Genomic DNA, 26,178 nt, shown 5'->3' on the forward strand with positions numbered 1-26,178 from the left:
AGGTCACCGGGAGGTCGTTGATGGAAACAGGGATGTGCGGGCTGGGGCCCGACGGGTTCTGGCCCGGAGCTCTGCAGCGGAACCACCAGGGCATGCTGACCATGCATGGGTGCTCCATGGAGGACCTGGCCAAGCGTTACGGCACCCCCATGTATCTGATGGACACTGCGATGATGGCTGAACGAGCCTCGGCCTTCCGTCAGGCGGCCTTGCGTGACCTGGGCGGTGCGACCACCAGGGTCAGCTACGCGGGCAAGGCCTTCCTGAGCAAGGAGACCGTGCGGATCATGCTGCGCCAGGGGCTGGATATCGACACCTGTTCCCTGGGTGAGATGCTGATCGCTCAGGCTGCCGGCGCCCCTGGCCGTCGTCTGGTCCTGCACGGGAACAACAAGTCCGACCAGGAGATCGACCTGGCTGTCAGGGAGGGCTATCGGGCCATCGTCATCGACGCGCCCGACGAGCCTGCACGAATCGCCGCTGCTGCAAGGGCCCAGGGACGTCGCGCCAAGGTCATGCTCCGGGTGACCGTGGGTGTGCACGCCGGTGGCCATGAGTACATTTCCACTGCACACGAGGATCAGAAGTTCGGCATTCCTCTGCTTCCCCAGGGCACTGACGTGGGCCTGCTGGACCTTGGACCTGAGCCTGGATCCTCCGGACAGGCTGGGGCAGTGGCTTCGGTGGCCGTGAAGAATGACACCCCCTTGGCTCCTGGCGATTCTGTGGTCTCCCCGTCCTCCTCGGCCCTGTATTCGGCTGCCAACGGGCCTGCTGAACCTGCTGATCCCGCCCGGATCAAAGCCATGTCCGCCCTGGCTGACGGACCGGCCATCGCCCTGCTCAAAGAGATTCGCTCTTACGAGCGAGAACTGGAGCTGGTGGGCATCCATACCCATATCGGCTCCCAGATTCATGACTCTTCGGCCTTCATCGAGGCCGCCCGGCGCATGATGCTGCTGCGGCACACCTTCTGGGCCACCGACGGATACCTGATGCCCGAGGTGGATCTGGGCGGTGGCTTCTCCGTGCCCTACACGCCGGATGAGGATCGGATGGACCTGGACCAGACCCTGACCAGTCTGGGAGCCGACATGGTCGCCATCAACCGCCGTCTGGGTATGCCGATGCCGGTCATCGCCTTCGAGCCCGGCCGCTGGATCGTGGCTCCCTGCGGCATGAGCCTGTACCGGGTGGGCACCGTCAAGCCCGTCCCCCTGTCTGACGGAAGCGTGCGCACCTACGTTTCGGTTGATGGCGGCATGAGCGACAACATTCGTCCGGCCCTCTACGGAGCCGAATACACGGCTGTTCTGGCCAACCGGGAGGGCAGTGCGGACCGGATCCAGGCCCGTGTGGTGGGTAAGCACTGTGAATCGGGAGACATCCTGGTGCAGGATGTGGCCCTGCCTGCGGACATCCGCCGGGGTGATCTGCTTTTGGTGCCGGTGACCGGCGCCTACGGGCGGACCATGGCCAGCAACTACAATCAGGCTCTGATCCCTCCCGTGGTGGGTCTGGACCAGTCCGGTGCCCATCTGATGCTGCGACGGCAGACCATGGATGACCTGCTGGCCTTGGATCAGGGATGATGTGCTTCGCCTTGGCGGATGCGGGTGTCGGATTGGCTTTCTAAGATGGAGCAACACCCTGCGACAGGCCCCGATGGGGCGGATGGAGGATCCATATGCCTGAACGCACGCAGCAGCAGGAGGCCGTCAGGCCCATCCGCATAGCACTTCTGGGGGCCGGGACCGTGGGTTCCCAGACCGCCCGCCTCCTGGTGGAGCAGAGCCAGGACCTGGCCAGTCGAGTGGGCCGTCCCCTGCAGCTGGTGGGCATCGCCGTCCTCCATCCTGACAAGGTCAAGGCTGATTGGATCGATCCGTCCCTGCTGACCACAGACTCGGCCGACCTGGTCACCCGGGCGGACATCGTCATCGAACTGATCGGCGGCATTGAGCCGGCCCGCACCCTGCTGCTCAAGGCCATCGAGTCCGGCGCCAGCGTGGTCACCGCCAACAAGGCCCTCCTGGCCCAGCACGGTCCTGAGCTCTACCGGGCTGCCGAAGAGCGGGGTGTCGACATCTACTTCGAGGCGGCCGTGGGCGGGGCCATCCCCATCGTGCGGCCCCTGCGTGAGTCCTTGGTGGGCGACGGCATCACCAGCCTGGTGGGCATTGTCAACGGGACCACCAACTACATTCTTGATGAAATGACCACCAAGGGTCTGCAATTCGATCAGGCCCTGCGCGACGCCCAGGCCAAGGGCTTTGCTGAGGCGGACCCCACTGCCGATGTGGACGGGCTGGATGCAGCCGCCAAGGCCGCTATCATGGCCACGCTGGCCTTCCACACTGATGTGCGCATGGATGACGTACCCGTGGAGGGCATCCGCGCCATCACCGCCGACGATATTGCGGCCGCACAGACCGAGCACCGGGTCATCAAGCTTCTGGCCGTGGCTGAACGCGGCGAACAGGGTATCTCCGCCCGGGTCTACCCGGCGCTGATCCCAGACAACCACCCCTTGGCCTCGGTCCATGGCAGCTTCAACGCCGTCTTCGTCACTGCCAAGGCCGCCGACGACCTCATGTTCTACGGTCGGGGCGCAGGCGGGGCACCCACCGCATCAGCCGTTCTGGGGGATGTGGTCACCGAGGCCCGCCACATCGTCCAGCATGGCATGGGTCCGGGAATCTCCATGTACGCCAACATCCCCATGGCCCCGCTGGATGCGTCCCGGGCCGCCTTTGCCGTCCGCTTCCTGATTCACGACAAGCCTGGCGTGCTGGCGGCCATCGCTCAGGTCTTCTCCGAGGCGGGCATCTCCATCAACGGCGTCAACCAGGACATCAAGCCCACCCTGCATGACCCGGGTTACAGCGGAGAGATCCAGCAGCTTCGCGTGGTCACCCACCTGTGCGATGAGGTGATCCTGCGGCAGGTGGTCGAGCGAATCTCCACCTTCGACTCGGTCACCGGTCAGGCCTCCATCCTGCGCGTCTTCGATCGGCAGGCCCAATGATGGCAGCTGCTGCAGAGGGTCCGTCTACTGTACGGGTACGTGTGCCAGCCACCAGTGCCAACCTGGGTTCAGGTTTCGATGCAGTCGGCCTGGCGCTGGACTACCATGACGAGATCGTCTTCACCCGTTCCGTGGATCCGGGCGACACCACCGCCTATGTCGTGATCAAGGGCGAGGGGGAGCGGACCCTGCCCCGGGACGAGACCCACCTGGTCGTCTCTACTTTCAGGCGGGCCTGTCAGGTCTTCGGACTGCCGAGGTTCGGCTTCATCATGCGCGCGGTCAACCGAATCCCCCAGGCCAGAGGGTTGGGATCCAGCGCCGAGGCCATCGTGGCTGGAATCGCGGCGGCTGCGGCCTTCGCCCACAAGGGCCCACTGCGCCGTGATGCCGTTTTCGCCCTGGCCGCTCAGATCGAGGGGCATCCCGACAATGTGGCGCCTGCCGTCTACGGTGGGCTGACCGTCTCCTATGATCTGGCCACTGGCGAGGGGGTGGGTTCCCTGCCCATAGCCGGGGGCGTGCCCTTGGAGGGTGGCTACCACACCCTGCGCTACAAGGTGGATCCGGCCATCAAAGCCACAGTCTTCGTTCCCGGCGCTCATCTGTCCACGCAGAAGGCACGGCAGGCCCTGCCCAACCGTGTGCCGTACGCGGATGCCGTTCACAACCTGTCACGGGCGGCCCTGATTCCTGGCGCTCTGAACCCTGGATCCCTGGATGACCAGGGAGCCGAGGCCAATGAGCAGGCTGCCAGATCCAACGCCCTGCTCTTCGTAGCCACCCAGGACCGGCTCCATCAGCCATACCGGGCTGGGCTCATGCCCTCATCAACCAAGCTCCTGCAGCTCCTGCGCCGTCAGGGTTACGCGGCAGCCGTCTCTGGAGCCGGGCCCTGCATTATCGTCCTGCATTACGGTGATGCCGAAAATGAGTTGCAGACCCTTGCCAAGGACTATCTGGATTCCGGCCGCTGGCGGATCCTGTCGCTGGACGTGGATCGCAAGGGGGTCCAGGTGGAAGGGGACCAGGAAGGCTATCGTGAACACTGAAGACAGGCATATCCCACTCATCCTGGCCTCATCCTCTCCCTCCAGGCGGCGGCTTCTGGTCCAGGCGGGCATCGACCCCATCATCCGACCCTCAAAGGTGGATGAGCCGGCCGTTCTGGCGGAACGGGCCCGTAAACTGGGTTGTCACCTGGAGGACCTGGATGTGCGCGAACGGGTCAGTGTTTTGGCCGAGGCCAAGGCTTCGGCAGTTCAAGCGACCATGGATGCCGTCAAGGATGCCGAAAGGCGCTCGCGGGGCGATCTGGTCACGTTTAGGCCTCTGAGCCAGGGCGATTCGGATGCATCCTCCAGGGATCCCATGAGCCAGGTCATTGGAGCCTGGGGCGGGATGATCGGTGTCGGGCGCGGACCCCTCCTGCTGGGGTGTGACTCACTGTTCAGCATGGACGGCGCCGTCATGGGCAAGCCTCACCAGCCGGAGCGTGCTCTGGAGCGGCTGATGGCCATGCGCGGCCGAACCGGCACCCTGGTCACCGGCCACTGTCTGATCGATCTGGCCACCGGCCGACGGGCCCGAGCGGTCAGCAGCGCTCAGGTGACCTTCGGAGACTATGACAGGGCCGTCATGCAAGCCTATGTGGCCACCGGCGAACCCTTGGAGGTGGCCGGCTCCTTCACCTTGGAGGGATTGGGCAGTGCCTTCATCCAGGGCATCCAAGGCGACCCCAGCGGGGTAATGGGATTGAGCATGCCCACCCTGCGCGCCCTGGCCCAGGAGCTGGGTGTCTCCTGGCCTCAACTATGGGCAGGACGGGTCATGCCCGAGCGGCAGCAGACCGCCGGATCGACGCATGGTCCTGAAGGACTGGTCGCCCCCGTGGAGAACGTCCACCAGCCTGGCGACGGGTGGGTGGACTGCGCCTGCGGCAGACGTCACTGGGGGCTCAACGGGGCTGCCGGCGTCTTGCTGGCCCGGCGTGATGCCGACACGGGCGCGCCGGTCAGTGTGCTTCTGCAGCACCGGGCCCGCTGGAGCGCCGAGGGCGGCACCTGGGGTGTGCCGGGCGGCGCCATCTCCGACGGGGAGAACCCCTTGGAGGGCGGTCTGCGCGAGAGCTATGAGGAGGCCAATATCCGTCCGGAGGACATTCAGGTGGTGGGCTCCTACCTGGAGGATCATGGACCCTGGGGCTACACGACCATCCTGGCCTTTGAGCGTCCCGGCCATCAGGTCGAGCCCCGCATGAATGACGATGAGAGCATTGCCCTGGAATGGGTGGATCTGGACAAGGTCGCGGACCTGCCCCTTTTGAAGGCCTTCGGTCAGGACTGGCCGCACTTCCGGCAACGCTTGGAGACTCTGGCGGCCGAAGGCTGAACAGAAGGCCCGGTCGGGTTGATCAGCTCAGGAGCATAGCGACCAGGGCGATGACCACGGGCGAGGTGATCGTGCTCAGCAGGATGCCGTCCCTGGCGAAGGTGGTTCCCACCTCGTACCGGGCCGCGTAGTTGTAGACGTTCTGGCCGGTGGGCAGGGCCGCCAGAACCACGCACCCGTACAGTTCCGCCCCGCTGAAGCCCATCATGAACCGGGCCAGCAGGTAGGCGATGATGGGCATGACCAGATTCTTCAGGATGACCGCACACAGGGTGGCACGACGGTCGGTGCCCCGGCCCATGGGCCGCGAACCCCGCAGGGACATGCCAAAGGCCATGAGGATCATGGGCACGGCTGACTGCCCGATCATGTCGATGGGCTTGTAGACAAAGTCGGGGATAACGAAATGACCGGCCTGGGCGCTGATGGCCGAAATCACTATGCCGCCTATGGAGCCGATGAGGATGGGCTGCTTCAGGGGCTGTTTGAGGATGGTCTTGATCGAGAGCTTGCCAGAGGTGGTCGCGTCCAGAACGGTCAGCCCAATTGGCGTGAACAGGGCCTGTTGCATGACCAGGATGGGCGCCACCAGTGTGGGATTGCCCAGAATATAGGTGGCCACAGGCAGCCCGATGTTGTTGGAGTTCAAATACAGGGAGTCCAGAGCGCCGATGGTGGCTTCGGCGGCCGGCAGGTGGAAGCTGGCTGCGTTCAGGGCCACGAAGAGCAGGCCCACAGCCGCCGCCGACAGGAAGGCCACGATGATGCTGGGGTGGAAGATGACCGACAGCTTCTGCTTGGAGAGGATGGCGAACATCAGGCAAGGCGTTGACACAAAAAAGGAGTACTTGTTCAGTACCAGCTGGGCCGTGGGACCTCCTACATGGAAGCGGGCGGCCACATAGCCCACGGCGATGACCACGCCGATGATGAAGAATCCTTCCATGGCACTGAGCAGTCCAGGCACTCCGGCATCCTCCTCGTCTCGCATGGTGGACGGTGGCCTCCCAGGCGGAGTGCCACCGCTTCTGTCGTCCCCATTGTGCCACCCGGGCCTCATGCTTGCGGCTGCAAGTCCACCTGCGATTCCCGGCCCGCTAGCATGGCATTATGGCCAAGAACACACAGACCGATATTGATCTTCTCGCCGGCGCACAGGGGGCTGAACCTGCACAGGCCCTGGCAAGGATATTGGAGTCCATGACCGCCCTGAACTCGGTCAGCGACCAGGAGAGCGCCCTGGCTGATGCCGTCCAGAGGGCCCTGTCGTCAAGGGCTGACCTCTTGGTCCGACGGTTGGGCGACACGGTCGTGGCCTCAACACAGCTGGGTCGCCCCCACCGCATCGTCCTTGCCGGTCATCTGGACACCGTCCCCGTGGATGGGAACCTGCCCCCGCGCTGGCTGGAGCCGGGCGACCCGGACATCCGCGCCGACCTGGCTGCCGCCCACCCAGGATCCAGGGTGCTCTATGGCCGGGGCACCGCCGACATGAAGGCCTCGGATGCCGTCTTCCTCCACCTGGCGCTCACCCTGCAGAAGCCGGTCTATGACCTGACCTTCATCTTCTACGACCATGAGGAGGTCCGGGCCGATCTGAACGGGCTGGGCCGTGTGGTGGCCGCCCACCCCGACTGGGTACAGGGGGATTTCGCCATCATCGGCGAACCCACCGACTGCACCATCGAGGCCGGCTGCAACGGAACCATGCGCTTCGACCTGATCACCCACGGCACGGCGGCCCACTCCGCCCGGGCCTGGATGGGCAGCAACGCCATCCACGCTGCCGCGCCCATTCTGGACCGGCTGGAGCAGTACCATCCGGCCACGGTGAAGGTGGATGGCCTGGACTATCGGGAGGGGCTCAACGCCACCATGATCGAGGGCGGCCTGGGCACCAACGTCATCCCCGACCTCTGTCGGGTACATGTCAATTACCGGTTCGCCCCTGACAAGAGCCTGGCCCAGGCCAAGGAGCTGATGATGGGTCAGGGGACGGGCGCTGAGCTGGGCAATGGCGAACACATGGCCCTGGGCGGAGTCTTCCAGGGATTTTCGGTGCGCATGTGCGACGAATCGCCCGCGGCCCGTCCTGGTTTGGACTCGCCTTGGGCGCGTTCGCTGGCGGACCTGGTCGCCCGAACCACGGGTCAGCAGCCTCGCGCCAAGCTGGGATGGACCGATGTGGCGCGGTTTTCAGCCCTTGGCCTACCAGCCGTCAATTTGGGGGCGGGAGATCCCCTGCTGGCCCACAAGGCCGACGAACAGGTGCCCCTGGATGACCTGGTTAGGCTGGAAGCCATACTGGTCGAATGGCTCAATGGACCTGATAGCCGCTGATCTGTGACATACTAGAGGACGGTGGTTCTGCCTGACCACTTGCAGCGTAGGCGTTGATCCCCCCGGACGGAGACCCAGTGATCCGTGCGGGCGTCGGTGTCCGCCTGCGTCAGGAAGACTTTTTGCCAAGGCGTTTCGATCGGGCGCACGCAGGTGCGCGGCTGCAGTGAGAGTGCAGCGTGAGGACGGATCGGAACCGTGAGAGCGGCGCGAGGCGGCGTGCCGCAAGGAGCATTGTGCCCGAAAAAACGAATACCGAGGATACCCAGGATAATAGGTCCGCTATCAGGGATGGGCAGGAACGGCAGGTCGACCAGACCGCTGGTTCCGTCACCCGTCGCCGCGCTGGACGGCGCGTGGTCAGAGTGGCCGGTGCTGCTGGTGCCGACGTGCCTGTGAAGGTCGAGGCCGAGAAGCGCAAGGCCTCCCGCAAGGCCAAGGAGGAAGACGACGAGTCCAAGTCCTCCGCCACCCGTCGCCGTCGCGCCCGCAAGCCCAAGGAGGATCAGGCGGCCGATCAGGACGTCCAGGTTGATGAGAGTGAGACTAAGCCGACCAGGACGACCACTCGTCGTCGCACCCGAACTGCTGCCCGCCGACGCACCGAGGAGCATACCCAGGAGGGTGAGGCTGATCAGGAGCGTCAGGAGCGTGCCATCGAGGCTGTGGAGGCACTGACCTCGGGCCGCAGTCAGAGGTCAGGTCGGAAGGCTGAAGGGCAGGATGAACGCCCGCGCGCCTCCCGCCCCCGTCCTATGACATCCCTGCTCTTCCAGGAGCCCGTCATCCCCGCCACCCGGCCTGAGCACGATGAGCGCGACGAGCGGGATGATGAGGACGAGGATGCCGAGCAATCGCCCAAGGCCTCTCGCCGGAGCAGGTCCAGGAACACTTCTGAGGGCGGTTCGCGCCGTTCCCGCAGGCTCAACGCTGAGGAGCGTAGGGCCGCCGACGAGGTGGAGCGCATCGAGGAGGATCTGGACCACGAGGGCATCACCTTCGTGAACGACGAGGACCAGGAGCAGGACGAGGATCAGCAGGAGTCCGGCACCCGCACCCGTCGTCGCCGCCGTACCAAGAGCGATGAGGAGGACTCCGAGAAATCCGTTTCCACCCGTCGTCGCCGTCGAGGGCACGAGCAGGACAAGGATGATGAGGACGAGGCCCCGCTGACTCGTCGTCGCCGCCGTCGCAGGGGTTCCAAGTCCGCCGAGGGCGAGTCGGAGGTGTCCGGCACTCGCCGTTCCCGCAAGCAGCAATATATTGACGAGATCACTGACGTGGAGGGCTCCACCCGTCTGGAGGCCAAGAAGCAGCGTCGGCGGGACAACCGCCGCGAGCGTTCGCGTCAGTCCCAGCTGGTCGAGCAGGACTTCCTGGCCCGCCGTGAGAACGTCAACCGTCTGATGGTGGTGCGTGAGAAGGAGCACCACACCCAGATATCGGTCATCGAGGACGACATCCTGGTGGAGCACTATGTCTCCGACATTCAGGAGGTCTCCACTGTCGGCAATATCTACCTGGGCCGGGTCCAGAACGTCCTGCCCAGCATGGAGGCTGCCTTCGTGGACATCGGCCAGGCCCGCAACGGTGTGCTCTATGCCGGCGAGGTCAACTGGGATTCCACCCGTCTGGAGGGCCAGCCCCGCCGGATTGAGCTGGCTTTCAAGTCCGGCGACCCCGTGCTGGTTCAGGTCACCAAGGATCCCATCGGCCATAAGGGCGCCCGGCTGACCTCGCAGGTCACGCTGGCCGGCCGTTTCCTGGTCTTGGTGCCCTCGGGCGGCATGACCGGTGTCAGCCGCAAGCTGCCCGACCGCGAGCGTTCCCGCCTTAAGAGCATCGTCTCTAGGGTGGCTCCCAAGGATATGGGCGTCATCATCCGCACCGCTGCAGAGGGGGCCAGCGAGGAGGCCCTGACCAAAGATCTGGAGAACCTGCAGCGTCAGTGGAGCAAGATCGAGGACAAGCGCAAGGAGTTCCTGCACGGTAAGCGCCCCAAGCTCCTGCAGGGCGAGCCGGACGTGGCCATCCGCGTGGTTCGCGATATCTTCAACGACGACTTCGCCAAGCTGGTGGTCCAGGGCGAAGGGGTCTATGAGCGGGTCCGCAACTACCTGGAGACCATGGCCCCCGACCTGGAGGAGAAGCTCGAGCACTGGGACCCGGCCGAGCACCAGGGCAAGGATGTCTTCGACCGCTGGAGCATCGACAGCCAGCTGCGCAAGGGCATGGAACGTCAGGTCTACCTGCCCTCCGGCGGATCCCTGGTCATCGACCGTACCGAGGCCATGACCACCATCGATGTGAACACGGGCCGCTTCATCGGCAAGGGCAAGTCCCTGGAGGAGACGGTGACCCGCTGCAACCTGGAGGCTTCCGAGGAGATCGCCCGGCAGCTGCGCCTGCGCGACATCGGCGGCATGATCATGATCGACTACGTGGATATGGTCATGCCGGCCAACCGCGACCTGGTCCTGCGCCGCTTGGTGGAGTGTCTGGCCCGGGACCGCACCAAGCACCAGGTGGCCGAGGTCACATCCCTGGGCTTGGTTCAGATGACCCGCAAGCGGGTGGGCCAGGGTCTGGTCGAGGCCTTCTCCGAAGAGTGCCCCACCTGTCATGGCCGAGGCTTCATCCTCCACGACAAGCCGACCATCTCCGCCTCTTATGCCGACCCCTATGCGGTCAAGGGCGGCGACCCCTTCGTCAAGACCAACAAGCATGGTCATGGCTCCTCTGCCAAGGAGACCCTGTCCACCGGCTCGACGCCTGCGGTCAAGGCCAAGCTGGCCAGGATCGCTGCGGCGGCCCAGGCGGCATCGGACGAGGACGAGGCTCAGGCTGAGACGGCGGATGTCGTCAAGGAGTCATAGACTGATTTCGTTTTGTCGGCGGAGCAGGCACATTTGACGACGCGGTGTGTTTGCTTCTATACTGGTTAGCTGGTGTCTGGACGGGTCCGTCAATTGCAAGGCAGGACTCGGATACCGGGCGCATACAGCTTTGGACAACAGGCAAGGTAGGGCTATGTACGCGATTGTGAAGGCCGGAGGCCATCAGGAGAAGGTCGAGGTCGGTGACCAGATCACGGTCAACCGTCTGGCTGCCAGGAAGGGCGAGTCGGTCGAGTTTCCGGTCGCGCTGGTTGTCGATGGATCCAAGGTGACCATGGCCGCCAAGGATCTGGCCAAGATCTCCGTCAAGGGCGAGGTCGTGGACGACGAGGCCAAGGGCCCCAAGATCAACATTCAGAAGTTCAAGAACAAGACCGGCGTGGCGCGCCGCAAGGGTCACCGCCAGAAGCAGACCGTGGTCAAGATCACGGCCATCGCCTGAGGGCCTAGGTCGAGGTAGGAAAGGAACCAGACATGGCACATAAGAAGGGCGCGTCCAGCTCACGCAACGGGCGCGATTCGAATGCACAGTACCTGGGCGTCAAGAAGTTCGGCGGCGAGGCCGTAGTGGCCGGCAACATCATCGTTCGCCAGCGTGGCACCAAGTTCCATCCCGGCCAGAACGTCGGCCTGGGCAAGGACCACACCCTCTTCGCCCTGACGGACGGAACGGTTCGGTTCGCCAACCGGCGTGACCGCAAGGTCGTTGACGTGCTTACCGCCTGATTGCCTTATCGGGGTCAGCCAAAGGCCATCCCTGTCATGGGGTGGCCTTTTTGCATATGTATGGAGATGCCGGGCATTCAGCTCTCAGGGGCCGCATGTCAGGCCGGATTGAGTACCATGGGCCCCTATGAGCGCATTTGTGGATCAGGTCACCGTCCATGTCAAGGGTGGCGATGGCGGCAATGGGGCTTCCTCCATCCGCCGCGAGAAATACAAGCCCCTGGCCGGGCCCGATGGGGGCGACGGCGGTCAGGGCGGTTCGGTCATTCTTCAGGCCGATGCCAACGCCACCAGTCTGCTTGACTACCGCTTCCTGCCGCACCGCCAGGCCGAATCGGGCACTATGGGTCTGGGCGGCGACAAGGATGGCAGCCGCGGCCAGGATCTGATTCTGCCAGTACCGGTGGGCACTGTGGTCTTCACGGCCAAGGGAGGCCAGGGCGAGCGCAAGCAACCTGGTGAGCGTCTGGCTGACCTGGCTCATGCAGGCGACAGGTTCGTAGCCGCCCAGGGCGGCGTGGGCGGCCTGGGCAATCGTTCCCTGGCCACCAAGGCCAGGCGGGCTCCCGGCTTCGCCCTGCTGGGAGACCCCGGGCAGGAGCGCGACCTGGTGCTGGAGCTCAAATCCATCGCCGACGTGGCTCTGGTGGGTTTCCCCAGCGCGGGCAAGTCCAGCCTGGTGGCGGCCATGAGCGCGGCCAGGCCCAAGATCGCCGACTATCCATTTACGACCCTGGTGCCCAACCTGGGCGTGGTCCAGGCAGGGGAGAGCCGCTTCACCATGGCCGACGTGCCAGGGCTGATCCCGGGGGCCTCCCAGGGCAAGGGCCTGGGACTGGAGTTTTTGCGACATATCGAGCGCACTGAGATCATCGCCCACGTCATCGATTGCGCCACCCTGGAGCCTGATCGGGACCCTATGAGCGACTACCGGGCCCTGGAGGAGGAGCTTTCCCGCTATGCCGACCGCTTGGAGCTTCCGTTGGGGGTCATCCCCATGGCCGAGCGGCCCAGGGTGATCATCCTCAACAAGGCTGATCTGCCGGAGGCCCGTGAACTGGCCGAATTTGTCCGTCCTGACTTCGAAGCCCTGGGCCTCAAGGTCTTCGTGGTCTCAACAGCCTCGCATCAGGGGCTCAAGGAACTGGGCTACTACCTGGCCGGTCTGGTGGACCGCCTACGCAGGCAGCTGCGGGAGCAGCAGGAGGCCAGGCAGGAGGAGCGCGTGGTCATCCGTCCCTTGGAACGTCGGCGCAGGAATGCCGACCAGTCCGGGGACTTCACCCTTGAGCGGCATCAGACCAGGTCCGGACAGACCTGGTTCCGGGTCTGCGGTGCCAAGCCCGAGCGTTGGGTTCGCCAGACCAACTTCGACAACGAGGAAGCCGTGGGATACCTGGCCGACTGCCTGGCCCGGATGGGTGTGGAGGACGCCCTACGTAAGGCTGGAGCCAGGCCTGGGGACGAGGTCCGCATCGGCCCTGGCGACGATGCGGTGGCCTTCGACTGGGATCCGAGCGTGGCGGCCGGCGCCGAAATGCTGGACGGCACCCCCCAGGTGGCCCGGGGCCGTGACCTGCGTCTGGAGGAGAGCCAGGGGCTCAACCGCCGCCGCACCAACAGCGAACGCCGCCGCCAGTACCACCAGATGATGGACGCCAGGCAGGCGGTGCGTCAGGTCATGGAGCAGGAGCGACGCCAGGGACACTGGGCCGATCCTTCCGTGGACGATGATCCCCACGACAGGCAGGGTCTGCTGGGGCGCTCGGAGGAGGCTGGACAATGACCGGCGGTGAGGAATCCGACGAGGCCGCGGTCCGCTCCCGGGTGGCTCAGGCCCGCACCATGGTGGTCAAGGTAGGATCCAGCTCCCTGACCGATCCTCACGGGCACTTGGATCTTGACCGCCTGCGTTCGTTGGTGGGTGCCCTGGCCTCTGCGGCCGTCAATGGTGCTCGCCTGGTCCTGGTCACCTCCGGGGCCATCGCAGCCGGCTTCGGCACCCTGGGATTCGACGAACGCCCTGATGACGTGGCCACCCAGCAGGCTACGGCCTCGGTAGGCCAGGGTCTGCTCATGGCTCAGTACGAGACTGCCTTCGCCCGTTATGGCCTGCGGGTTGGCCAGATCCTGATCACCGCCCGTGACACCACCCATGCCGTCCAGTACCGCAACGCCCGGCGCACGCTCTGCCGTCTGCTGGATTTGGGGGTCATCCCCATCGTCAATGAGAACGACGCCCTGGCCAGCAACGAGATCCGCTTCGGCGACAACGACCACCTTTCGGCCCTGATCGCCAACATCGTCAGCGCCGACGCTCTGGTCCTGTTGACTGACGTGGATGCCCTCTACACCGAGCCCCCATCCCGGCCAAGTGCCCGTAGAATCAGCTTCGTGCCCGATGTGGCGGCCATCATGGACCAGGTGGATGCCCAGGGGTCCGTCTCCGGGCTGGGGACCGGGGGCATGTCCACCAAGCTGGAGGCGGCACGAATTGCTGCGGCCTCCGGCATGCCCGTGGTCCTGACCCGCGCCGACCTTGCAGGTCCTGCCCTGGCCGGTGACAGGGTGGGCACCCTTTTTGCCCCCATCCGTCCGCGGGGCTCCTCGCACCGGCTCTGGATCAAATTCGCCTCCCGTCCCCGGGGCGGCTATCTGGTGGATCAGGGGGCTGTCGAAGCCCTGCGTGGCGGTCGTGCCAGCCTGCTGGCGGCTGGTGCCAGATCGGTCCAGGGTGAGTTCTCGGCCGGGGATCCGGTCTGGATCCACGATGAGTCTGGTCGCCAGGTGGCCAAGGGCCTGTCCGGCTACGATTCGGAGGAGGCTCAGGACATGCTGGGTCTCAACACCAAGGAACTCCGCCGCCGACTGGGTGCCCACTATGCCCACCCGCTGGTGCATCGGGACTCTCTGGTTCTGGTCTGAGCACAGCCCTGGGGGTGCTGGGCGGTACCATGGCAACATGACTATGGCGCAATGGCAGACCTTGAGCAGACGCATAGATGCGGTGGCCCCCAGTGCCACCCTGGCCGTGGATTCAAAGGCCAAGGCCATGAAGGCCCAGGGTATGAATGTGATCAGCTTCGGCGCCGGCGAGCCCAACTTTCCCACGCCTGACCACATCGTGCAGGCGGCGGCCCGCGCCTGTCTGGATCCGCGCAACCACCGCTATACGCCCACGGCGGGTCTGCCTCAACTCAAGCAGGCCATCGCCGACAAGACCCTGCGCGATTCGGGCTACCAGATCGACCCGGATCAGGTGGTGGTCACCAACGGCGGCAAGCAGGCCGTCTACGAGACCTTCCAGATCCTGTTGAACCCCGGCGATGAGGTTATTATTCCTGCGCCCTACTGGACCAGCTATCCCCAGATGGTTCTGCTGGCTGGCGGTCGGCCGGTCCCGGTGTTGAGCGGAGCCGACCAAGGCTATATCCCCAGCCTGGGGCAGTTGGAGGCAGCCCGAACCGAGCGCACCCGTGCCATCATTCTCAACCTGCCTGCCAATCCCACCGGGGCTGTCTGGCCCGCTGACCTGGTGGCTGCCGTGGACCGCTGGGCTATGGAGCACCAAATCTGGGTGATCAGTGATGAAATCTATGAACATCTGACCTACCAGGGGGCGCACACCCCCTATCCGGGCGCTCTGGTGCCGCAGGTACGCGATCAGCTGATCGTGGTCAACGGTGTGGCCAAGACCTATGCCATGACCGGCTGGCGGGTGGGCTGGCTGGTTGCCCCACTGCCGGTGGCCCAGGCGGCCGCCAAGCTTCAGGGGCATATGACCTCCAACGTGGCCAACGTCTCCCAGCAGGCGGCTCTGGCTGCCCTGACCGGCGGCCTGAAAGACGTGGAGGCTATGCGATCAGCTTTCGCCCTGCGTCGGCGGGCCATCGTGGATGCTTTGAATGCTATGGAGGGGGTTACCTGCCCTGAACCCCTGGGTGCCTTCTACGCCTTTGCCGACGTGACCGGTCTGCTGAATAGGCCAGTGGGCCCGCAAGGAACGGTCTGTGCTACCTCGGGTGAGCTGGCCGAGGTCATCCTGGAGCAGATCCAGGTGGCTGCCGTGCCCGGTGAGGCCTTCGGCGCGCCCGGCTGCCTGCGTTTCTCCTACGCGTTGGCAGACGACGACCTGGCCGAGGGCATGCGGCGCCTCGCGGACTGGGTCAGTGCCTGATTCGTCTCATCCGACTCTTGGACGAAATGCTGTCGGGGCAACACGGTTGGACGCAATCCGCCCTTTAGGCTAGACTTGCGATTTGGCGGTTTTTCCTCCCTGCCGAGTAAGCTGGTGGGAAGTTCCGATAGGGAAGTGGCGCAATTGGTAGCGCAACGGTCTCCAAAACCGTAGGTTGTGGGTTCGAGTCCCGCCTTCCCTGCCAAGGCTTGCAGCAGATGATGCAGAACAAACGAAGGACGGATGACCATGGCACAGAAGGATGGGGCTGAGGAAGCCAGGCCGAACTTCTTCATGCGTATCGGGCTCTTCATCAAGCAGGTCATCGATGAGATCCGCAAGGTGGTTACCCCCACAGGCAAGGAGCTGGTGGGCTGGTCCGTGGCCGTTTTCATCTTCGTGCTGCTGCTGATGATCTTCGTGACCGTGATGGACTTCGGGCTGGGTAAACTGGCTTTCCTGATATTTGGCTGAGCCGTGACAAGGTAGAAAGTGGAGTGATCCATGAGTGATGATCTGACCAGAGAGGGATTGGACCCCGATCAGGCCGCTGAGTCGGCCCCGTCGGCATCCAATGATGCCCCCACGCAGGAGGATACCCAGGTTCAGGATCAGCAGCTCGGAACCTCTTCGGAGCAGGCCGAGCAGGACAGCACACCTGCCGAATCCGCCCAGGCCAAGGACACTCAGGACGATTCTTCCGATTCCGACGATCAGGCCGACCAGGAGGATCCCGGTCAGCGTGCCGTGGACGAGTTCTCCAAGAAGCTGCGCACCCTTGAGGGCAAGTGGTACGTTCTGCACACCTACTCAGGCTATGAGAAGCGCGTCAAGGCCAACGTGGAGTCCCGTGTGGCCTCCTTCGGCTTGGAGGACAAGGTCTTCCAGGTGGAGATCCCCATGGAGGAGGTCGAGAAGCACACCGACAAGGGCAAGAAGGTCGTCACCCGTGTGCGTGTGCCTGGCTACGTGCTGATTCGCATGTGGCCCGACGAGAACGCCCGCCGCATCATCCGCGACACTGAAGGCGTCACCGGGTTCGTCGGCCCCAGCAAGGAGCCGGCTCCGCTGACCCGCAAGGAGGTCGTCCAGATGATGGCCCCCATGATTGCCTCCGAGGCGCTGAAGGCCGCTGGGGACAAGCCTGAGGCCGCCAAGAAGCGTACGGTGGAGGTCTCCTACGCCGTCGGCGATCAGGTCACCGTCACCGAAGGGCCCTTTGCCACTATGGCTGCCGTGGTTTCCGATGTGGAGCCCACCACCCAGAAGCTGACTGTACTGGTCTCCATCTTCGGCAGGGACACCCCTGTGGAGCTGGGCTTCGACCAGGTCGAGAAGATCGTCTGAGTGCCGTCGGCCGGTCCCCGGTCGATGCGATAATCGTCAAGCTTGTGCTTCCTCGTGGAGCGCATTTGGAAAGAACAGGTTGCGGGAGGGGACCTACGGTCTCCGACATCACCGCTTCGTAGAAAGAAGAACCAGCATATGGCTGCAAAGAAGAAAGTCGCCGCGCTGATCAAAGTGCAGATTGAGGCCGGCAAGGCCAACCCTGCACCTCCGCTGGGCCCTGCACTGGGCTCCCATGGCGTGAACATCATGGACTTCTGCAAGCAGTACAACGATGCCACCAAGGACAAGATGGGCCAGGTCATCCCCTGCATCATCACCGTCTACGAGGATCGTTCCTTCACCTTCATCACCAAGACTCCGCCGGCAGCTGACCTGCTGCGCAAGGCCGCCGGTGTCTCCAAGGGTGCAGGCAACCCGCTGACCACCAAGGTGGGTTCCGTCACCAAGGCCCAGGTTCGCGAGATCGCCCAGACCAAGATGGAGGATCTGTCGGCCCGTGACGTCGAGGCCGGTATGAAGATCATCGAAGGCACTGCCCGTTCCATGGGCATCACCGTCACCGACTGAAATTTTCGTTGTGAGCGGTAGGGCATACGCTTGCCCGCACCGCGACTGCTGATAGGAGAAGCAGATGACCAAGCGTTCCAAGAAGTACCGCGAGGCGGCCGAGAAGGTCGATCGCACCAACCTGTACACCCCCGAGGAGGGTATCGCCCTGCTTAAGAGCATGCCCAAGCGCGGGTTTGACGAGACCGTAGAGGCCGTCTACCGCCTGAACGTGGATCCTCGTAAGGCCGACCAGCTGGTTCGTGGCACCGTCAGCCTGCCCAACGGCACCGGCAAGACCGTACGCGTCCTGGTCTTCGCCCGTGGTCCTCAGGCGACCGCAGCCGCCGAGGCCGGAGCTGACGAGGTGGGCGACGACGAGCTGGTGACCAGGGTCGCCGGCGGCTACCTGGACTTCGATGCCGTGGTGGCTACCCCCGACATGATGGGCAAGGTCGGCCGTCTGGGCCGTGTCCTGGGTCCCCGTGGCCTCATGCCCAACCCCAAGACCGGCACCGTGACCATGGATGTGGCCAAGGCGGTCACCGAGATCAAGGCCGGACGTATCGAGTTCCGTGTGGACAAGAACGGCAACCTGAGCTTCCCCGTGGGCAAGGTTTCCTTCGAGCAGCAGGCTCTGGAGGAGAACTTCCACGCGGTCGACGAGGAGATCAAGCGTCTGAAGCCGGCCACGGTCAAGGGCCGTTACATCACCAAGGCCACCGTCACGACCACCATGGGCCCGGGCGTTCCCCTGGACATCGCGGTGCTCTGAGTCGGTTCGGCTGTATATTTCCAGGGCGGGAGACCTTCGGTTCCCCGCTCTTTTTATATCCTGGTTCGGCACCAGTCAGTCGGTGTCCGGGTGCGACCTGCGGATCCTGCCGATGATCAGGGCTGCCTGGAGGACGAAGGACTCGCGCGGGTCCATGGCATCCCAGCCGGTCACCTCAACGCAGCGCCTGAGCCGGTAGCGCACGGTGTTGGGATGGATGCCAAGCTTCTTGGCAGTGACCTCCAGCGAGTTGCCCGAGCGCAGGAAGGTGAGCAGGGTGGTCGGCAGGGGCCCGTCCGGATCCTGGCCGGCCAGGCTCAGGTAGACCTCCTGGTAGAGCTGGTCGGCAGCGTCCCTGTCCCCGTTCAAGGCTCGTTCGGGCAGCAGGTCGTCGGCGTGCAGTGGCCTGAGCAGGGCGGCAGTGATGGGGTCAGCCACTGCCGGGGCCGCCGCGTACGTGCTCAGGGCGGCTCGTATGGAGGCTCCTGCGCCGGAGATTCCATAGTGGAGAGGTCCCAGGCATACAGCTGATTCGTCAGTGAAGAAGCGCAGGATGGATGCGCAGAAGTCGGCCGGGGTGCCGGACCGGTTGGGGTCGACCAGGACCACCATGAGCCCCTCGTTCTCGCCCACCAGCGCCCTGCCGCCTTGACGGGCCACCGTGGTGTGGATGGGATGACGGGCGTTTTCCATGCCCTGCCCCTCATCGTTGCCTTGGGCTTCACCAACGACGGCGAAGCAGTCGAATTCGGTCGGCCAGCCCAGCCGTGCCAGATCGTCAACGGTCCGTGTATCCGCCGTTTGCTCAATCAAATGCCGGATGATCCTCGACTCCGTTGCGGCCTTGCGTCCGTTTCTTGCCTCGGCCAGGTCGGCGTAGAGAGCGGCTGCTGCGGTGGCGGCATGACGGGTGTAGACCAGCGTGGACCGTTCTCCCTCGGCCCCCATGGTTCGGCCCGCCTCCTCAAGCATATCCAGAATGACCTGGGTCAACTCCATGGCCCGGTGTGGGCCCAGGCTCCGGGAAAGCTCGGCTGGTACGGGGGAGGGGATTTCGCTGCCTTCTGTGCCTCGGGCATCAAGTCGGGAGAGCAGGTCATCCAGAGCTGTTCGAATGGCCCCTTCCAAGGTTCTGCGACCATCAGCGGGCAGGGACCTGGCCCAAGGCAGTGTCTCATCCAGATGGTCCAGTGTCTTCCGGAGAATCTGCTCCATGGCGGTATCGGAAGCGGCAGGTGCCCAGTGAGCTTGCTGCGCCTCAGCAGGGTCGTCGTCCTGCGGCCTGGGCCGCTTCGACTTGCCGATCATGACGGCCGGTCCATCAGGTTTTCGGCGCGGGCGCAGCGGCTCTGTCGGACCATGTCCAGGATCAGGAAGGGCACCACCATGTCCACCGGCAGCATGTGCCGTTCGAAGTTGTTGGCTGGGGCGGTGATCATGACCCCCATGATCAGCAGGAGGGGGAACCAGCACAGGATCCCGCGCCAGTGGCCGGCTGCCAGTCGGGCGACGATTAGCAGCAGGGCGGCCACCACCCAGAAGTTGGCCCGTGCCACCAGGCCCAGCAGGGGAGTGTCGGCCCAGGTTCTGACGAAGCCGGTCACCCCGTTGCGCCAGTCATGGCACCAGGCCGCCAGCCAGGAGCCTGAGTTCTGCACGTAGCCATTGTTCAGGTAGTAGGACATGGCCACGTAGGCGGGGTCACCGGGGTCGAAGTAGCCGTAGGACTCGGCCATGAAAGCATCCAGGTAGATCACCGGGTTGCGCAGTCCCACCTGGAGCCAGGCCCGGTTCAGCCGGGACAGTTGCTCGGGTGTGACGGTTCTCCAGCGATAGACGATCAGTTTGGGCTGGTTGCCCGAGGACTTGACCCGGTCGGCCTCCCAGGGGGTGTACTGGATGGCGGCATTGTCCAGATCCATGATGGGTTCAAGGTCGGCTCTTGCCTGGGCCGGAATCCCTTGGGGATTGCGTTGGGCCACCCGGGCGATCTGCTGCAGCTGGATGCTGCGGCTCTCCACGGGGTCACCCTGGATGACCGTCCCAGTGGCCGTCAGGGTCCCGGTCACCCCTGTGAACAGGACCAGGGGCAGCAGGAGTCCGATCAGGATGGTGGCCCATTGGCGACGGTGGACGATCAGGGCCAGGACCAGCTGGACCAGAACGATGTAGAGGGCGTACTTGGCACTGATCAGCATGATCAGGGTGCTCAAGGCCAGGGCAGGCCGCAACCGTGCCGCTTGGCTGGCATAGTGAGGCGAGTTCCTGTCCTCTGACTCCAGCTGATGCCAGATGCCGAACCACCAGATGAAGGCGAAGGCGAAGAGGGGGGACTTGGTCAGGCTGAAGGTGCTGAAGACCACAAAGGGGGAGAAAAGAAAGAAAAGCATGACCAGAGTGCAGGCCAGGGCTCCGACTTGTTCGGTTCCCTTGCCGCGCAGGAAGCGGTCGGCGGTAACGGCGCAGCAAAAGGCCGCGAAGATCACCTGCAGCCCTGCCAGGAGGACGATGCCGGCATCATAGGATCCGGTCAGATGGTTGGAGGCCATGATGGTCATCCCGTAGACCAGAGTCAGCACCATGTTGTGTTGGTCGGTCAGGAAGACCGGATGCCCCGGCAACAGGTAGTGGCCGATGGGGTAGACGTCCATCTGGGTGAAGGCATTGCTGCCGTAGGGGGGTTGATCGCCCTGCAGCTGGGCCAGGAAGTTGGCGCATTCCTGGGCCTGGGCGTACAGGTCGGCCCCGTATGCGGCCAGCAGGGTAAGAAAGGCCCAGGCCCAGCCCAGCAGGAGCAGGCGCATGATGGGCCGCCAGCCGCTGGTTTGCCGGGTGATGAAGGCCGCGTAGGCACGCATCCGTGGGCGCTGCGCCAGGGCGGTCAGCCGCTGTGGCATTCGTAGGGGTTCGCAACCCAGCAGAATCCGGCGGCAGGCCAGGACCAGAGCCAAACAGACGGCCAGGGTTCCCAGCATGATCAGCACCTGGAGCAGGCCCACCTCTGTTATCGAACCTTCCTGACGGTAGATGGGGCCCAGCCCGGTGCAGCAGGCAATCCAGAGGCAGGCCAGCAGGGCCAGGATCAGGCCGACGGTCCGGGATGCACGAGACCCAGGCCTGACGGTCTGCAGGGCCGAAGTCTGCGCAGGTTGCTCGCCTGCCTCTCTCGCTTGCGCCCTTCCGCTGTCTGCGCTCAAAAGAACCCCTTTCGCGGGCCATCCTGGTGTACGGTTTCCCCATTTTATCCAGTGCCCATCCGAGGATGCGCTCAGACCTGTCCAAGGGTCTCCTGTGAAAAGATACAAAAACCGGCCGCCGCTTTTGTGGATGGTTCGCTACCGGGGCTGACCCCTTGTGCCGTATAGTGGAACGCGTGCCTCATCAGAATATCAAGTGGCAGCCATCGGCATCGCTGGATAGTGGCGTACTCTCCTCGATCGTGGTGCTCGACACCGTCGATTCGACCAATACGCTCGTGGCTCATGCTCTGGAAGCCTCGACGTATTCGGATGCGCGCGACCGGGTCGAACGGCTGTTTGGGGGCGGTGAACCGACAACGAGCACGGAGACCGTGAAGGGATTGGCCTCTGGCACAAGGGGAAAAGCCGAAGATACGCCTCGAAAAAATGCCCGTCAGGGTGTTTCTACGACTACACGGTACGAGGGAAGAGTCGCAAGTAAAGGTATTCGGCGATGGCCGGGCGCCGGGGGTAGCACCATGCCGCTCAGCGTAGCGGTTGCCGATGCGCAGTCCCGGTGCCGCGGTCGTCTTGCCCGAACCTGGGTCAATCAGCCCCGATGCTCCCTGCTGGCCACGTGGGCTCTGCCGCTACCCACCAGCTTGCTGACTGGGCCCTTTGGCGGATGGATGCCCATGGTGGCGGGTCTGGCCGCTCTGGAGGGTCTGCAGGATGTGCTCGAGTACCACGGCTGCACGCTGACCGACGACGGCGACCCAGAACGGTTTCTGACGCTCAAGTGGCCCAACGATCTGTTCTGCCGCGGGGCCAAGTTGGGGGGCATCCTCTGCGAGCTGGTCCGGGTGGATCAGGACTGGTCGGCCCTGGCTGTCGGCATCGGCATCAACCTCTTCCTGCCCCGGCAGGCGCTGCCCATTGCGGAGTCCACCTCCCTGCAGCTCCATTACCGGGACCTGCCCGATTACCAGACCCTGCGCGACGACCTGGTCGATGCCATCAGCTGGCACCTGAGTGGGGAGATGGCCCCCCTTGGCCTCGACGGGTCGCTGGACAGGGCCTTGAACGGGCCGCAGGGGCTGCGTTCGCGGATTGCCGCGCTCAGCTGGACTCTGGGCAGGCGGGTCAGGGTCGTTCCCGTAGCCGGTGAGCCCGTGGAGGGCCGTGCCCTGCAGATCAATCCGGATGCCTCCCTGCGGGTGCGGCTGCCCGACGGCGGCCAGGTTGACGTGTCCACCGCCGACGTGGGCGTCCTGCCCGAAGTGGCTGCTGTGGGGGCCTAACACCATCCTGTTCATACTTTCCGTTAGTCCAATCACCCTTGATCAACCAGTGAGGAGAGGGGAATGAAAAAACTGCTGATCGCCAACCGCGGCGAGATAGCCCTGCGGGTTGTGCGCACAGCCCAGGAGATGGGTATCGCCACCGTGGCCGTCTACGCCGACCAGGATCGGGACGCCCCCTATGCCCAGATGGCGGATGAGGCCTACCTCTTGCCTGGGGACACCAATATGGAGACCTATCTGAACGAGGACCTGATCGTCTCCATCGCCCGCCGGGCCGGCGCTGACGCCCTCCACCCGGGATACGGCTTCCTGTCCGAGTTCTCCTCCTTTGCGCGAAAGGTGATTGAGGCGGGCATTACCTGGGTGGGTCCGGATCCGGAGGTCCTGGACGAGCTGGGCGACAAGATCACCGCCTGCAAGGTGGCCGAGCGGGCCAGGGTGCCCGTGGTGCCAGGCCTGACCGAACCCGTTACCGACATGCGCCCCCTGCTGGACTTCGCCGACGAGCACGGCTACCCGGTCATGATGAAGAAGGCTGATGGCGGCGGCGGCCGGGGGATCACCCTGATCAACGACAGCGACGAGCTGCGCACCTTCTACATGAACCACGATGCCCTTCAGGGCGGCGACCTGGGCGACTACTTCATCGAGAAGTTCGTGGACCGGGCCCGGCACGTGGAGACCCAGTCCGGCAGGGACAGCCATGGCCAGTTCACCGTCTATTCCACCAGGGACTGCTCGGTTCAGCGCCGCAATCAGAAGCTGGTGGAGGAGGCTCCTGCGCCCTTCCTGTCCGACGACGTGATCGCCCAGCTGGAGGGATTCTCCCGCCGCTTGTTCGACACTGTGGGCTATGTGGGCCTGGGCACCTGCGAGTTTCTGGTCACCCCCAGGGACGATGTCTACTTCATGGAGGTCAACCCCCGGCTGCAGGTGGAGCATACGGTCAGCGAGCAGGTCTGCGGACTGGATCTGGTCCGTGAGCAGCTGCGGATCGCCGACGGCGGCTCCCTGGACGTGGCGCCCCCGCCCCGTGGACACAGCTTCGAGTTGCGCATCACCAGCGAGGACCCGGCCACCAACCTGACCCCCAGCTCAGGAACCATCGAGTCGATTCAGTGGCCCTCCGGCCCCGGCATCCGCGTGGATTCGGGCGTCGAGGTGGGCGACACGGTCTCGCCCAGAGACGACTCCATGATGGGCAAGCTGATCGTGACCGCCCAGGACCGCCCGGCGGCCGTGGCCAGGGTCCGTCGGGCCCTGCGCGAGATGAGCATCAGTGGGGTCCCCACCCCGGCCGGCCTCTTCCAGAAGATCTTCACCAACCCCGAGTTCACCGCCGAGGATGGCCACTCCTTTGACGTGTCCACCAAGTGGCTGGAACGGGTCTACCTGAATGTGGAACCCGCCTCCAACGGAAGCGGCCAGCCTGCCTCGGTCTCCGGCGCCTCCGCCCAGGAACAGGACCGGGACAGCGATCCCATGGAGACCTACAACGTGGAAATCGACGACAAGCGGGTCAGGCTTGCCCTGCCCCAGTCGCTGCTTGGCGGCATGGGCGGCATGGGCGGCCACGGCGGTATTTCCCGGCCCCGGCAGCCCCTGCGCGGTCGCGGGCTGCGGGATCAGGAGCCGGGCGCACCCCGGCAGGATGCGGCCAGGTCCGGCGTCATCGTGGCCACCATGCAGGCGGTGGTCACCCGCATCAACGTGGCCCCCGACCAGGAGGTGGATAAGGGCGACCTGCTGGTGGTGCTGGAGTCCATGAAGATGGAGAACTACGTCTATGCCCCGGCCAAGGGTCGCGTGAAGACCATCGATGTGTCCGTGGCCCAGGGGGTGGATCCGGGCCAGACCCTGGTCACCCTGGATCTGGGCGGGGAGGAGCAGGCATGAGCGTCACCGAATCCACCTTGGGCGCCCAGCCGGTACGTCAGGGCATCCACCGGGCCGCCGCCCTGGCCAAGCAGGCCGAGGAGCACGCCCGCGACCGTCAGCATGCCAAGGGCAAGCAGACCGCCCGTGAGCGCCTGGACCTGCTCTTCGACAAGGACACCTTCGAGGAGGTGGGCCGCTTCGCCGGCGGCGACATCGCCGGGGACCGGGCGGGCTCTGCGGTCATCACCGGCTTCGGCCTGGTCTACGGGCGCAAGGTCGGCGTCTACGCCCAGGACTTCTCCGTTCGGGGCGGCACCCTGGGCCGGGCCGAGGGCGAGAAGATCTGCAGGCTCATGGACATGGCTCTGCGGATCAAGGTCCCCATCGTGGCCATGATCGACTCGGGCGGCGCCCGCATCCAGGAGGGTGTGGCTGCCCTGACCCAGTACGGCCGCATCTTCCGCAAGACCTGCCAGGCCAGCGGCTTCGTCCCCCAGATCTCCCTGATTCTGGGACCCTGCGCCGGCGGTGCCGTCTACTGCCCGGCTCTGACCGACCTGATCATCATGACCAAGGAGAACTCGGACATGTTCGTCACCGGTCCCGACGTGGTCAAGGCGGCCACCGGCGAGACCATCAGTATGGACCAGCTGGGCGGTGGCTACGTGCACAACACCCGTTCCGGCGTGGCCCACTACTTGGGCGAGGACGAGGCCGACGCCATCGACTACGCCAGGACCGTCCTGGCCTACCTGCCCGCCAACAGTGACCAAGAGCCTCCCCGCTATGCCTTCATCTCCGGCCACGCCGAGCGTCAGGCCGCCAAGCGACTGGCCACGGTCATCCCCGAGAACGACCGGCAGCCCTACGACGTGCTGGATGTCATCCACGCCATCGTCGACTACGGCGAGCTGGTTCAGGTCCAGGAGCTCTACGCCCGGTCCATCGTGGTGGGCTTTGCCTGCCTGGAGGGCCGGCCGGTGGGAATCGTGGCCAACCAGCCCATGGTGGATGCAGGCAGCCTGGATGTGGAGTCCTCCGAGAAGCTGGCCCGTTTCGTCCGTCTCTGCGACGCCTTCAACCTGCCGGTCATCACCCTGGTTGACACCCCTGGCTACAAGCCGGGCTCCGACCAGGAGCACGCGGGCATCATCCGCCGGGGTGCCAAGGTCATCTATGCCTATGCCAACGCCCAGGTGCCCATGATCACCATCGTGCTGCGCAAGGCCTTTGGCGGCTCCTACATCGTCATGGGCTCCAAGGCCATCGGCGCGGATCTCAACTACGCCTGGCCATCCTCGCAGATCGCCGTGCTGGGAGCCCAGGGCGCGGTCAACATCATCCACCGGCGCGACCTGCAGGAGGCCAAGGAGGCCGGCCGGGACGTGGATGAGCTGCGAAACAAGCTGGCCCAGGAGTATGAAACCACTACCGTCAACGCCAATCTCTCCCTGGAGATGGGCGAGCTGGACGGCATGATCGACCCGGAGCAGACCAGACCGGTCCTGATCCAGGCCATGGATCTCCTGGCGGACAAGCAACGTGTCAGGGTCAACGACAAGCATCACGGCAACCAGCCCCTATGAG

General features: G+C 64.7%; 21 protein-coding genes and 1 tRNA gene. 19 read left to right on the plus strand and 3 right to left on the minus strand.

From position 1 onward, the window contains the following. Positions 1 to 20 precede the first annotated feature (20 nt). From CI601_RS08180 to CI601_RS08195, 4 genes are all read left to right on the plus strand, one after another. Positions 21 to 1,592: a diaminopimelate decarboxylase gene (locus CI601_RS08180; protein ID WP_121915034.1), complete on the plus strand. Its 1,572-nt coding sequence runs from the start codon at positions 21 to 23 to the stop codon at positions 1,590 to 1,592. Between the two features lie 95 nt (positions 1,593 to 1,687). After that, entirely contained in the window at positions 1,688 to 3,028 is a 1,341-nt protein-coding gene (locus tag CI601_RS08185) for a homoserine dehydrogenase (RefSeq protein WP_121915035.1), read from the plus strand. Further along, positions 3,028 to 4,080, plus strand: coding sequence for a homoserine kinase (gene thrB / locus CI601_RS08190; RefSeq protein WP_121915036.1), 1,053 nt, complete (start codon positions 3,028 to 3,030; stop codon positions 4,078 to 4,080). The genes CI601_RS08185 and thrB overlap by 1 nt, the downstream gene beginning before the upstream one ends. Beyond that, a complete protein-coding gene (locus CI601_RS08195) occupies positions 4,070 to 5,419 on the plus strand; it encodes a Maf family nucleotide pyrophosphatase (RefSeq protein ID WP_121915037.1) in 1,350 nt (449 codons plus the stop codon). Before thrB ends, CI601_RS08195 begins: the two co-directional genes overlap by 11 nt. Before the next feature lie 22 nt (positions 5,420 to 5,441). On the opposite strand, the gene CI601_RS08200 is transcribed toward CI601_RS08195, so the two are convergent. Then, complete coding sequence (locus CI601_RS08200; RefSeq protein ID WP_121915069.1) at positions 5,442 to 6,386, minus strand: AEC family transporter; 945 nt, start codon at positions 6,384 to 6,386, stop codon at positions 5,442 to 5,444. 143 nt (positions 6,387 to 6,529) lie between these two features. On the opposite strand from CI601_RS08200, the gene dapE reads away from it, so the two are divergent. The 12 genes from dapE to rplA all read left to right on the plus strand — a co-directional run bounded on the left by dapE (position 6,530) and on the right by rplA (position 18,230). After that, on the plus strand, positions 6,530 to 7,759 hold the full coding sequence (dapE, locus tag CI601_RS08205; RefSeq protein ID WP_121915038.1) for a succinyl-diaminopimelate desuccinylase: 1,230 nt from the start codon (positions 6,530 to 6,532) through the stop codon (positions 7,757 to 7,759). A 236-nt stretch (positions 7,760 to 7,995) separates the two neighbouring features. Continuing rightward, positions 7,996 to 10,635 (plus strand): Rne/Rng family ribonuclease, encoded by a 2,640-nt coding sequence (locus CI601_RS08210; RefSeq protein ID WP_121915039.1) that lies wholly within the window; start codon positions 7,996 to 7,998, stop codon positions 10,633 to 10,635. A gap of 154 nt (positions 10,636 to 10,789) precedes the next feature. After that, entirely contained in the window at positions 10,790 to 11,098 is a 309-nt protein-coding gene (gene rplU, locus CI601_RS08215) for a 50S ribosomal protein L21 (protein WP_024626855.1), read from the plus strand. A gap of 32 nt (positions 11,099 to 11,130) precedes the next feature. Beyond that, the gene (rpmA, locus tag CI601_RS08220) at positions 11,131 to 11,382 is read left to right on the plus strand and encodes a 50S ribosomal protein L27 (protein ID WP_015022457.1); all 252 of its coding nucleotides are present in this window, start codon (positions 11,131 to 11,133) and stop codon (positions 11,380 to 11,382) included. Positions 11,383 to 11,509: 127 nt separating this feature from the next. Beyond that, positions 11,510 to 13,168: a GTPase ObgE gene (obgE, locus tag CI601_RS08225; RefSeq protein WP_121915040.1), complete on the plus strand. Its 1,659-nt coding sequence runs from the start codon at positions 11,510 to 11,512 to the stop codon at positions 13,166 to 13,168. Continuing rightward, positions 13,165 to 14,307 carry a glutamate 5-kinase gene (gene proB / locus CI601_RS08230; protein ID WP_121915041.1) on the plus strand — a complete coding sequence of 381 codons (1,143 nt, stop codon included), beginning with the start codon at positions 13,165 to 13,167 and terminating at the stop codon, positions 14,305 to 14,307. Before obgE ends, proB begins: the two co-directional genes overlap by 4 nt. 43 nt (positions 14,308 to 14,350) lie before the next feature. After that, the gene (locus CI601_RS08235; RefSeq protein WP_183129824.1) at positions 14,351 to 15,559 is read left to right on the plus strand and encodes a pyridoxal phosphate-dependent aminotransferase; all 1,209 of its coding nucleotides are present in this window, start codon (positions 14,351 to 14,353) and stop codon (positions 15,557 to 15,559) included. A 129-nt stretch (positions 15,560 to 15,688) separates the two neighbouring features. Further along, positions 15,689 to 15,764 (plus strand) — tRNA-Trp (locus tag CI601_RS08240). A 44-nt stretch (positions 15,765 to 15,808) separates the two neighbouring features. After that, positions 15,809 to 16,033: a preprotein translocase subunit SecE gene (gene secE / locus CI601_RS08245; RefSeq protein WP_024626851.1), complete on the plus strand. Its 225-nt coding sequence runs from the start codon at positions 15,809 to 15,811 to the stop codon at positions 16,031 to 16,033. Positions 16,034 to 16,063: 30 nt separating this feature from the next. Beyond that, on the plus strand, positions 16,064 to 16,906 hold the full coding sequence (gene nusG, locus CI601_RS08250; RefSeq protein ID WP_024626850.1) for a transcription termination/antitermination protein NusG: 843 nt from the start codon (positions 16,064 to 16,066) through the stop codon (positions 16,904 to 16,906). Positions 16,907 to 17,044: 138 nt separating this feature from the next. Continuing rightward, positions 17,045 to 17,476 (plus strand): 50S ribosomal protein L11, encoded by a 432-nt coding sequence (rplK, locus tag CI601_RS08255; RefSeq protein WP_121915042.1) that lies wholly within the window; start codon positions 17,045 to 17,047, stop codon positions 17,474 to 17,476. Between the two features lie 64 nt (positions 17,477 to 17,540). Continuing rightward, on the plus strand, positions 17,541 to 18,230 hold the full coding sequence (gene rplA / locus CI601_RS08260) for a 50S ribosomal protein L1 (RefSeq protein WP_029678147.1): 690 nt from the start codon (positions 17,541 to 17,543) through the stop codon (positions 18,228 to 18,230). A 75-nt stretch (positions 18,231 to 18,305) separates the two neighbouring features. On the opposite strand, the gene CI601_RS08265 is transcribed toward rplA, so the two are convergent. Together CI601_RS08265 and CI601_RS08270 are read right to left on the minus strand one after the other, a co-directional pair. After that, on the minus strand, positions 18,306 to 19,538 hold the full coding sequence (locus CI601_RS08265; protein ID WP_121915043.1) for a CdaR family transcriptional regulator: 1,233 nt from the start codon (positions 19,536 to 19,538) through the stop codon (positions 18,306 to 18,308). Then, entirely contained in the window at positions 19,535 to 21,427 is a 1,893-nt protein-coding gene (locus CI601_RS08270; protein WP_121915044.1) for a DUF6020 family protein, read from the minus strand. Before CI601_RS08270 ends, CI601_RS08265 begins: the two co-directional genes overlap by 4 nt. A 521-nt stretch (positions 21,428 to 21,948) precedes the next feature. Between CI601_RS08270 and CI601_RS08275 the strand changes: the two genes are divergently transcribed. The 3 genes from CI601_RS08275 (at position 21,949) to CI601_RS08285 (ending at position 26,177) form a co-directional block, all read left to right on the plus strand. Next, positions 21,949 to 22,710, plus strand: a complete 762-nt coding sequence (locus CI601_RS08275) for a biotin--[acetyl-CoA-carboxylase] ligase (RefSeq protein WP_121915045.1) — start codon at positions 21,949 to 21,951, stop codon at positions 22,708 to 22,710. Positions 22,711 to 22,773: 63 nt separating this feature from the next. After that, positions 22,774 to 24,609, plus strand: coding sequence for a biotin carboxylase N-terminal domain-containing protein (locus CI601_RS08280; RefSeq protein ID WP_121915046.1), 1,836 nt, complete (start codon positions 22,774 to 22,776; stop codon positions 24,607 to 24,609). After that, complete coding sequence (locus CI601_RS08285; protein ID WP_121915047.1) at positions 24,606 to 26,177, plus strand: acyl-CoA carboxylase subunit beta; 1,572 nt, start codon at positions 24,606 to 24,608, stop codon at positions 26,175 to 26,177. The genes CI601_RS08280 and CI601_RS08285 overlap by 4 nt, the downstream gene beginning before the upstream one ends. Position 26,178: the final 1 nt, after the last annotated feature.

This window comes from Bifidobacterium sp. wkB344, from assembly GCF_003688305.1.
GTDB classification, from domain to species: Bacteria; Actinomycetota; Actinomycetes; order Actinomycetales; family Bifidobacteriaceae; genus Bombiscardovia; species Bombiscardovia mizhiensis.

What these genes read in the sequence shown, in the direction of transcription:
- CI601_RS08180 (WP_121915034.1), top strand. Translation starts at nt 21, where the DNA reads ATGGAAACAGGGATGTGCGGGCTGGGGCCCGACGGGTTCTGGCCCGGA.
- CI601_RS08185 (WP_121915035.1), top strand. Translation starts at nt 1,688, where the DNA reads ATGCCTGAACGCACGCAGCAGCAGGAGGCCGTCAGGCCCATCCGCATA.
- thrB (WP_121915036.1), top strand. Translation starts at nt 3,028, where the DNA reads ATGGCAGCTGCTGCAGAGGGTCCGTCTACTGTACGGGTACGTGTGCCA.
- dapE (WP_121915038.1), top strand. Translation starts at nt 6,530, where the DNA reads ATGGCCAAGAACACACAGACCGATATTGATCTTCTCGCCGGCGCACAG.
- rplU (WP_024626855.1), top strand. Translation starts at nt 10,790, where the DNA reads ATGTACGCGATTGTGAAGGCCGGAGGCCATCAGGAGAAGGTCGAGGTC.
- rpmA (WP_015022457.1), top strand. Translation starts at nt 11,131, where the DNA reads ATGGCACATAAGAAGGGCGCGTCCAGCTCACGCAACGGGCGCGATTCG.
- obgE (WP_121915040.1), top strand. Translation starts at nt 11,510, where the DNA reads ATGAGCGCATTTGTGGATCAGGTCACCGTCCATGTCAAGGGTGGCGAT.
- proB (WP_121915041.1), top strand. Translation starts at nt 13,165, where the DNA reads ATGACCGGCGGTGAGGAATCCGACGAGGCCGCGGTCCGCTCCCGGGTG.
- CI601_RS08235 (WP_183129824.1), top strand. Translation starts at nt 14,351, where the DNA reads ATGGCGCAATGGCAGACCTTGAGCAGACGCATAGATGCGGTGGCCCCC.
- secE (WP_024626851.1), top strand. Translation starts at nt 15,809, where the DNA reads ATGGCACAGAAGGATGGGGCTGAGGAAGCCAGGCCGAACTTCTTCATG.
- nusG (WP_024626850.1), top strand. Translation starts at nt 16,064, where the DNA reads ATGAGTGATGATCTGACCAGAGAGGGATTGGACCCCGATCAGGCCGCT.
- rplK (WP_121915042.1), top strand. Translation starts at nt 17,045, where the DNA reads ATGGCTGCAAAGAAGAAAGTCGCCGCGCTGATCAAAGTGCAGATTGAG.
- rplA (WP_029678147.1), top strand. Translation starts at nt 17,541, where the DNA reads ATGACCAAGCGTTCCAAGAAGTACCGCGAGGCGGCCGAGAAGGTCGAT.
- CI601_RS08265 (WP_121915043.1), bottom strand. Translation starts at nt 19,538, where the DNA reads ATGATCGGCAAGTCGAAGCGGCCCAGGCCGCAGGACGACGACCCTGCT.
- CI601_RS08275 (WP_121915045.1), top strand. Translation starts at nt 21,949, where the DNA reads ATGCCGCTCAGCGTAGCGGTTGCCGATGCGCAGTCCCGGTGCCGCGGT.
- CI601_RS08280 (WP_121915046.1), top strand. Translation starts at nt 22,774, where the DNA reads ATGAAAAAACTGCTGATCGCCAACCGCGGCGAGATAGCCCTGCGGGTT.
- CI601_RS08285 (WP_121915047.1), top strand. Translation starts at nt 24,606, where the DNA reads ATGAGCGTCACCGAATCCACCTTGGGCGCCCAGCCGGTACGTCAGGGC.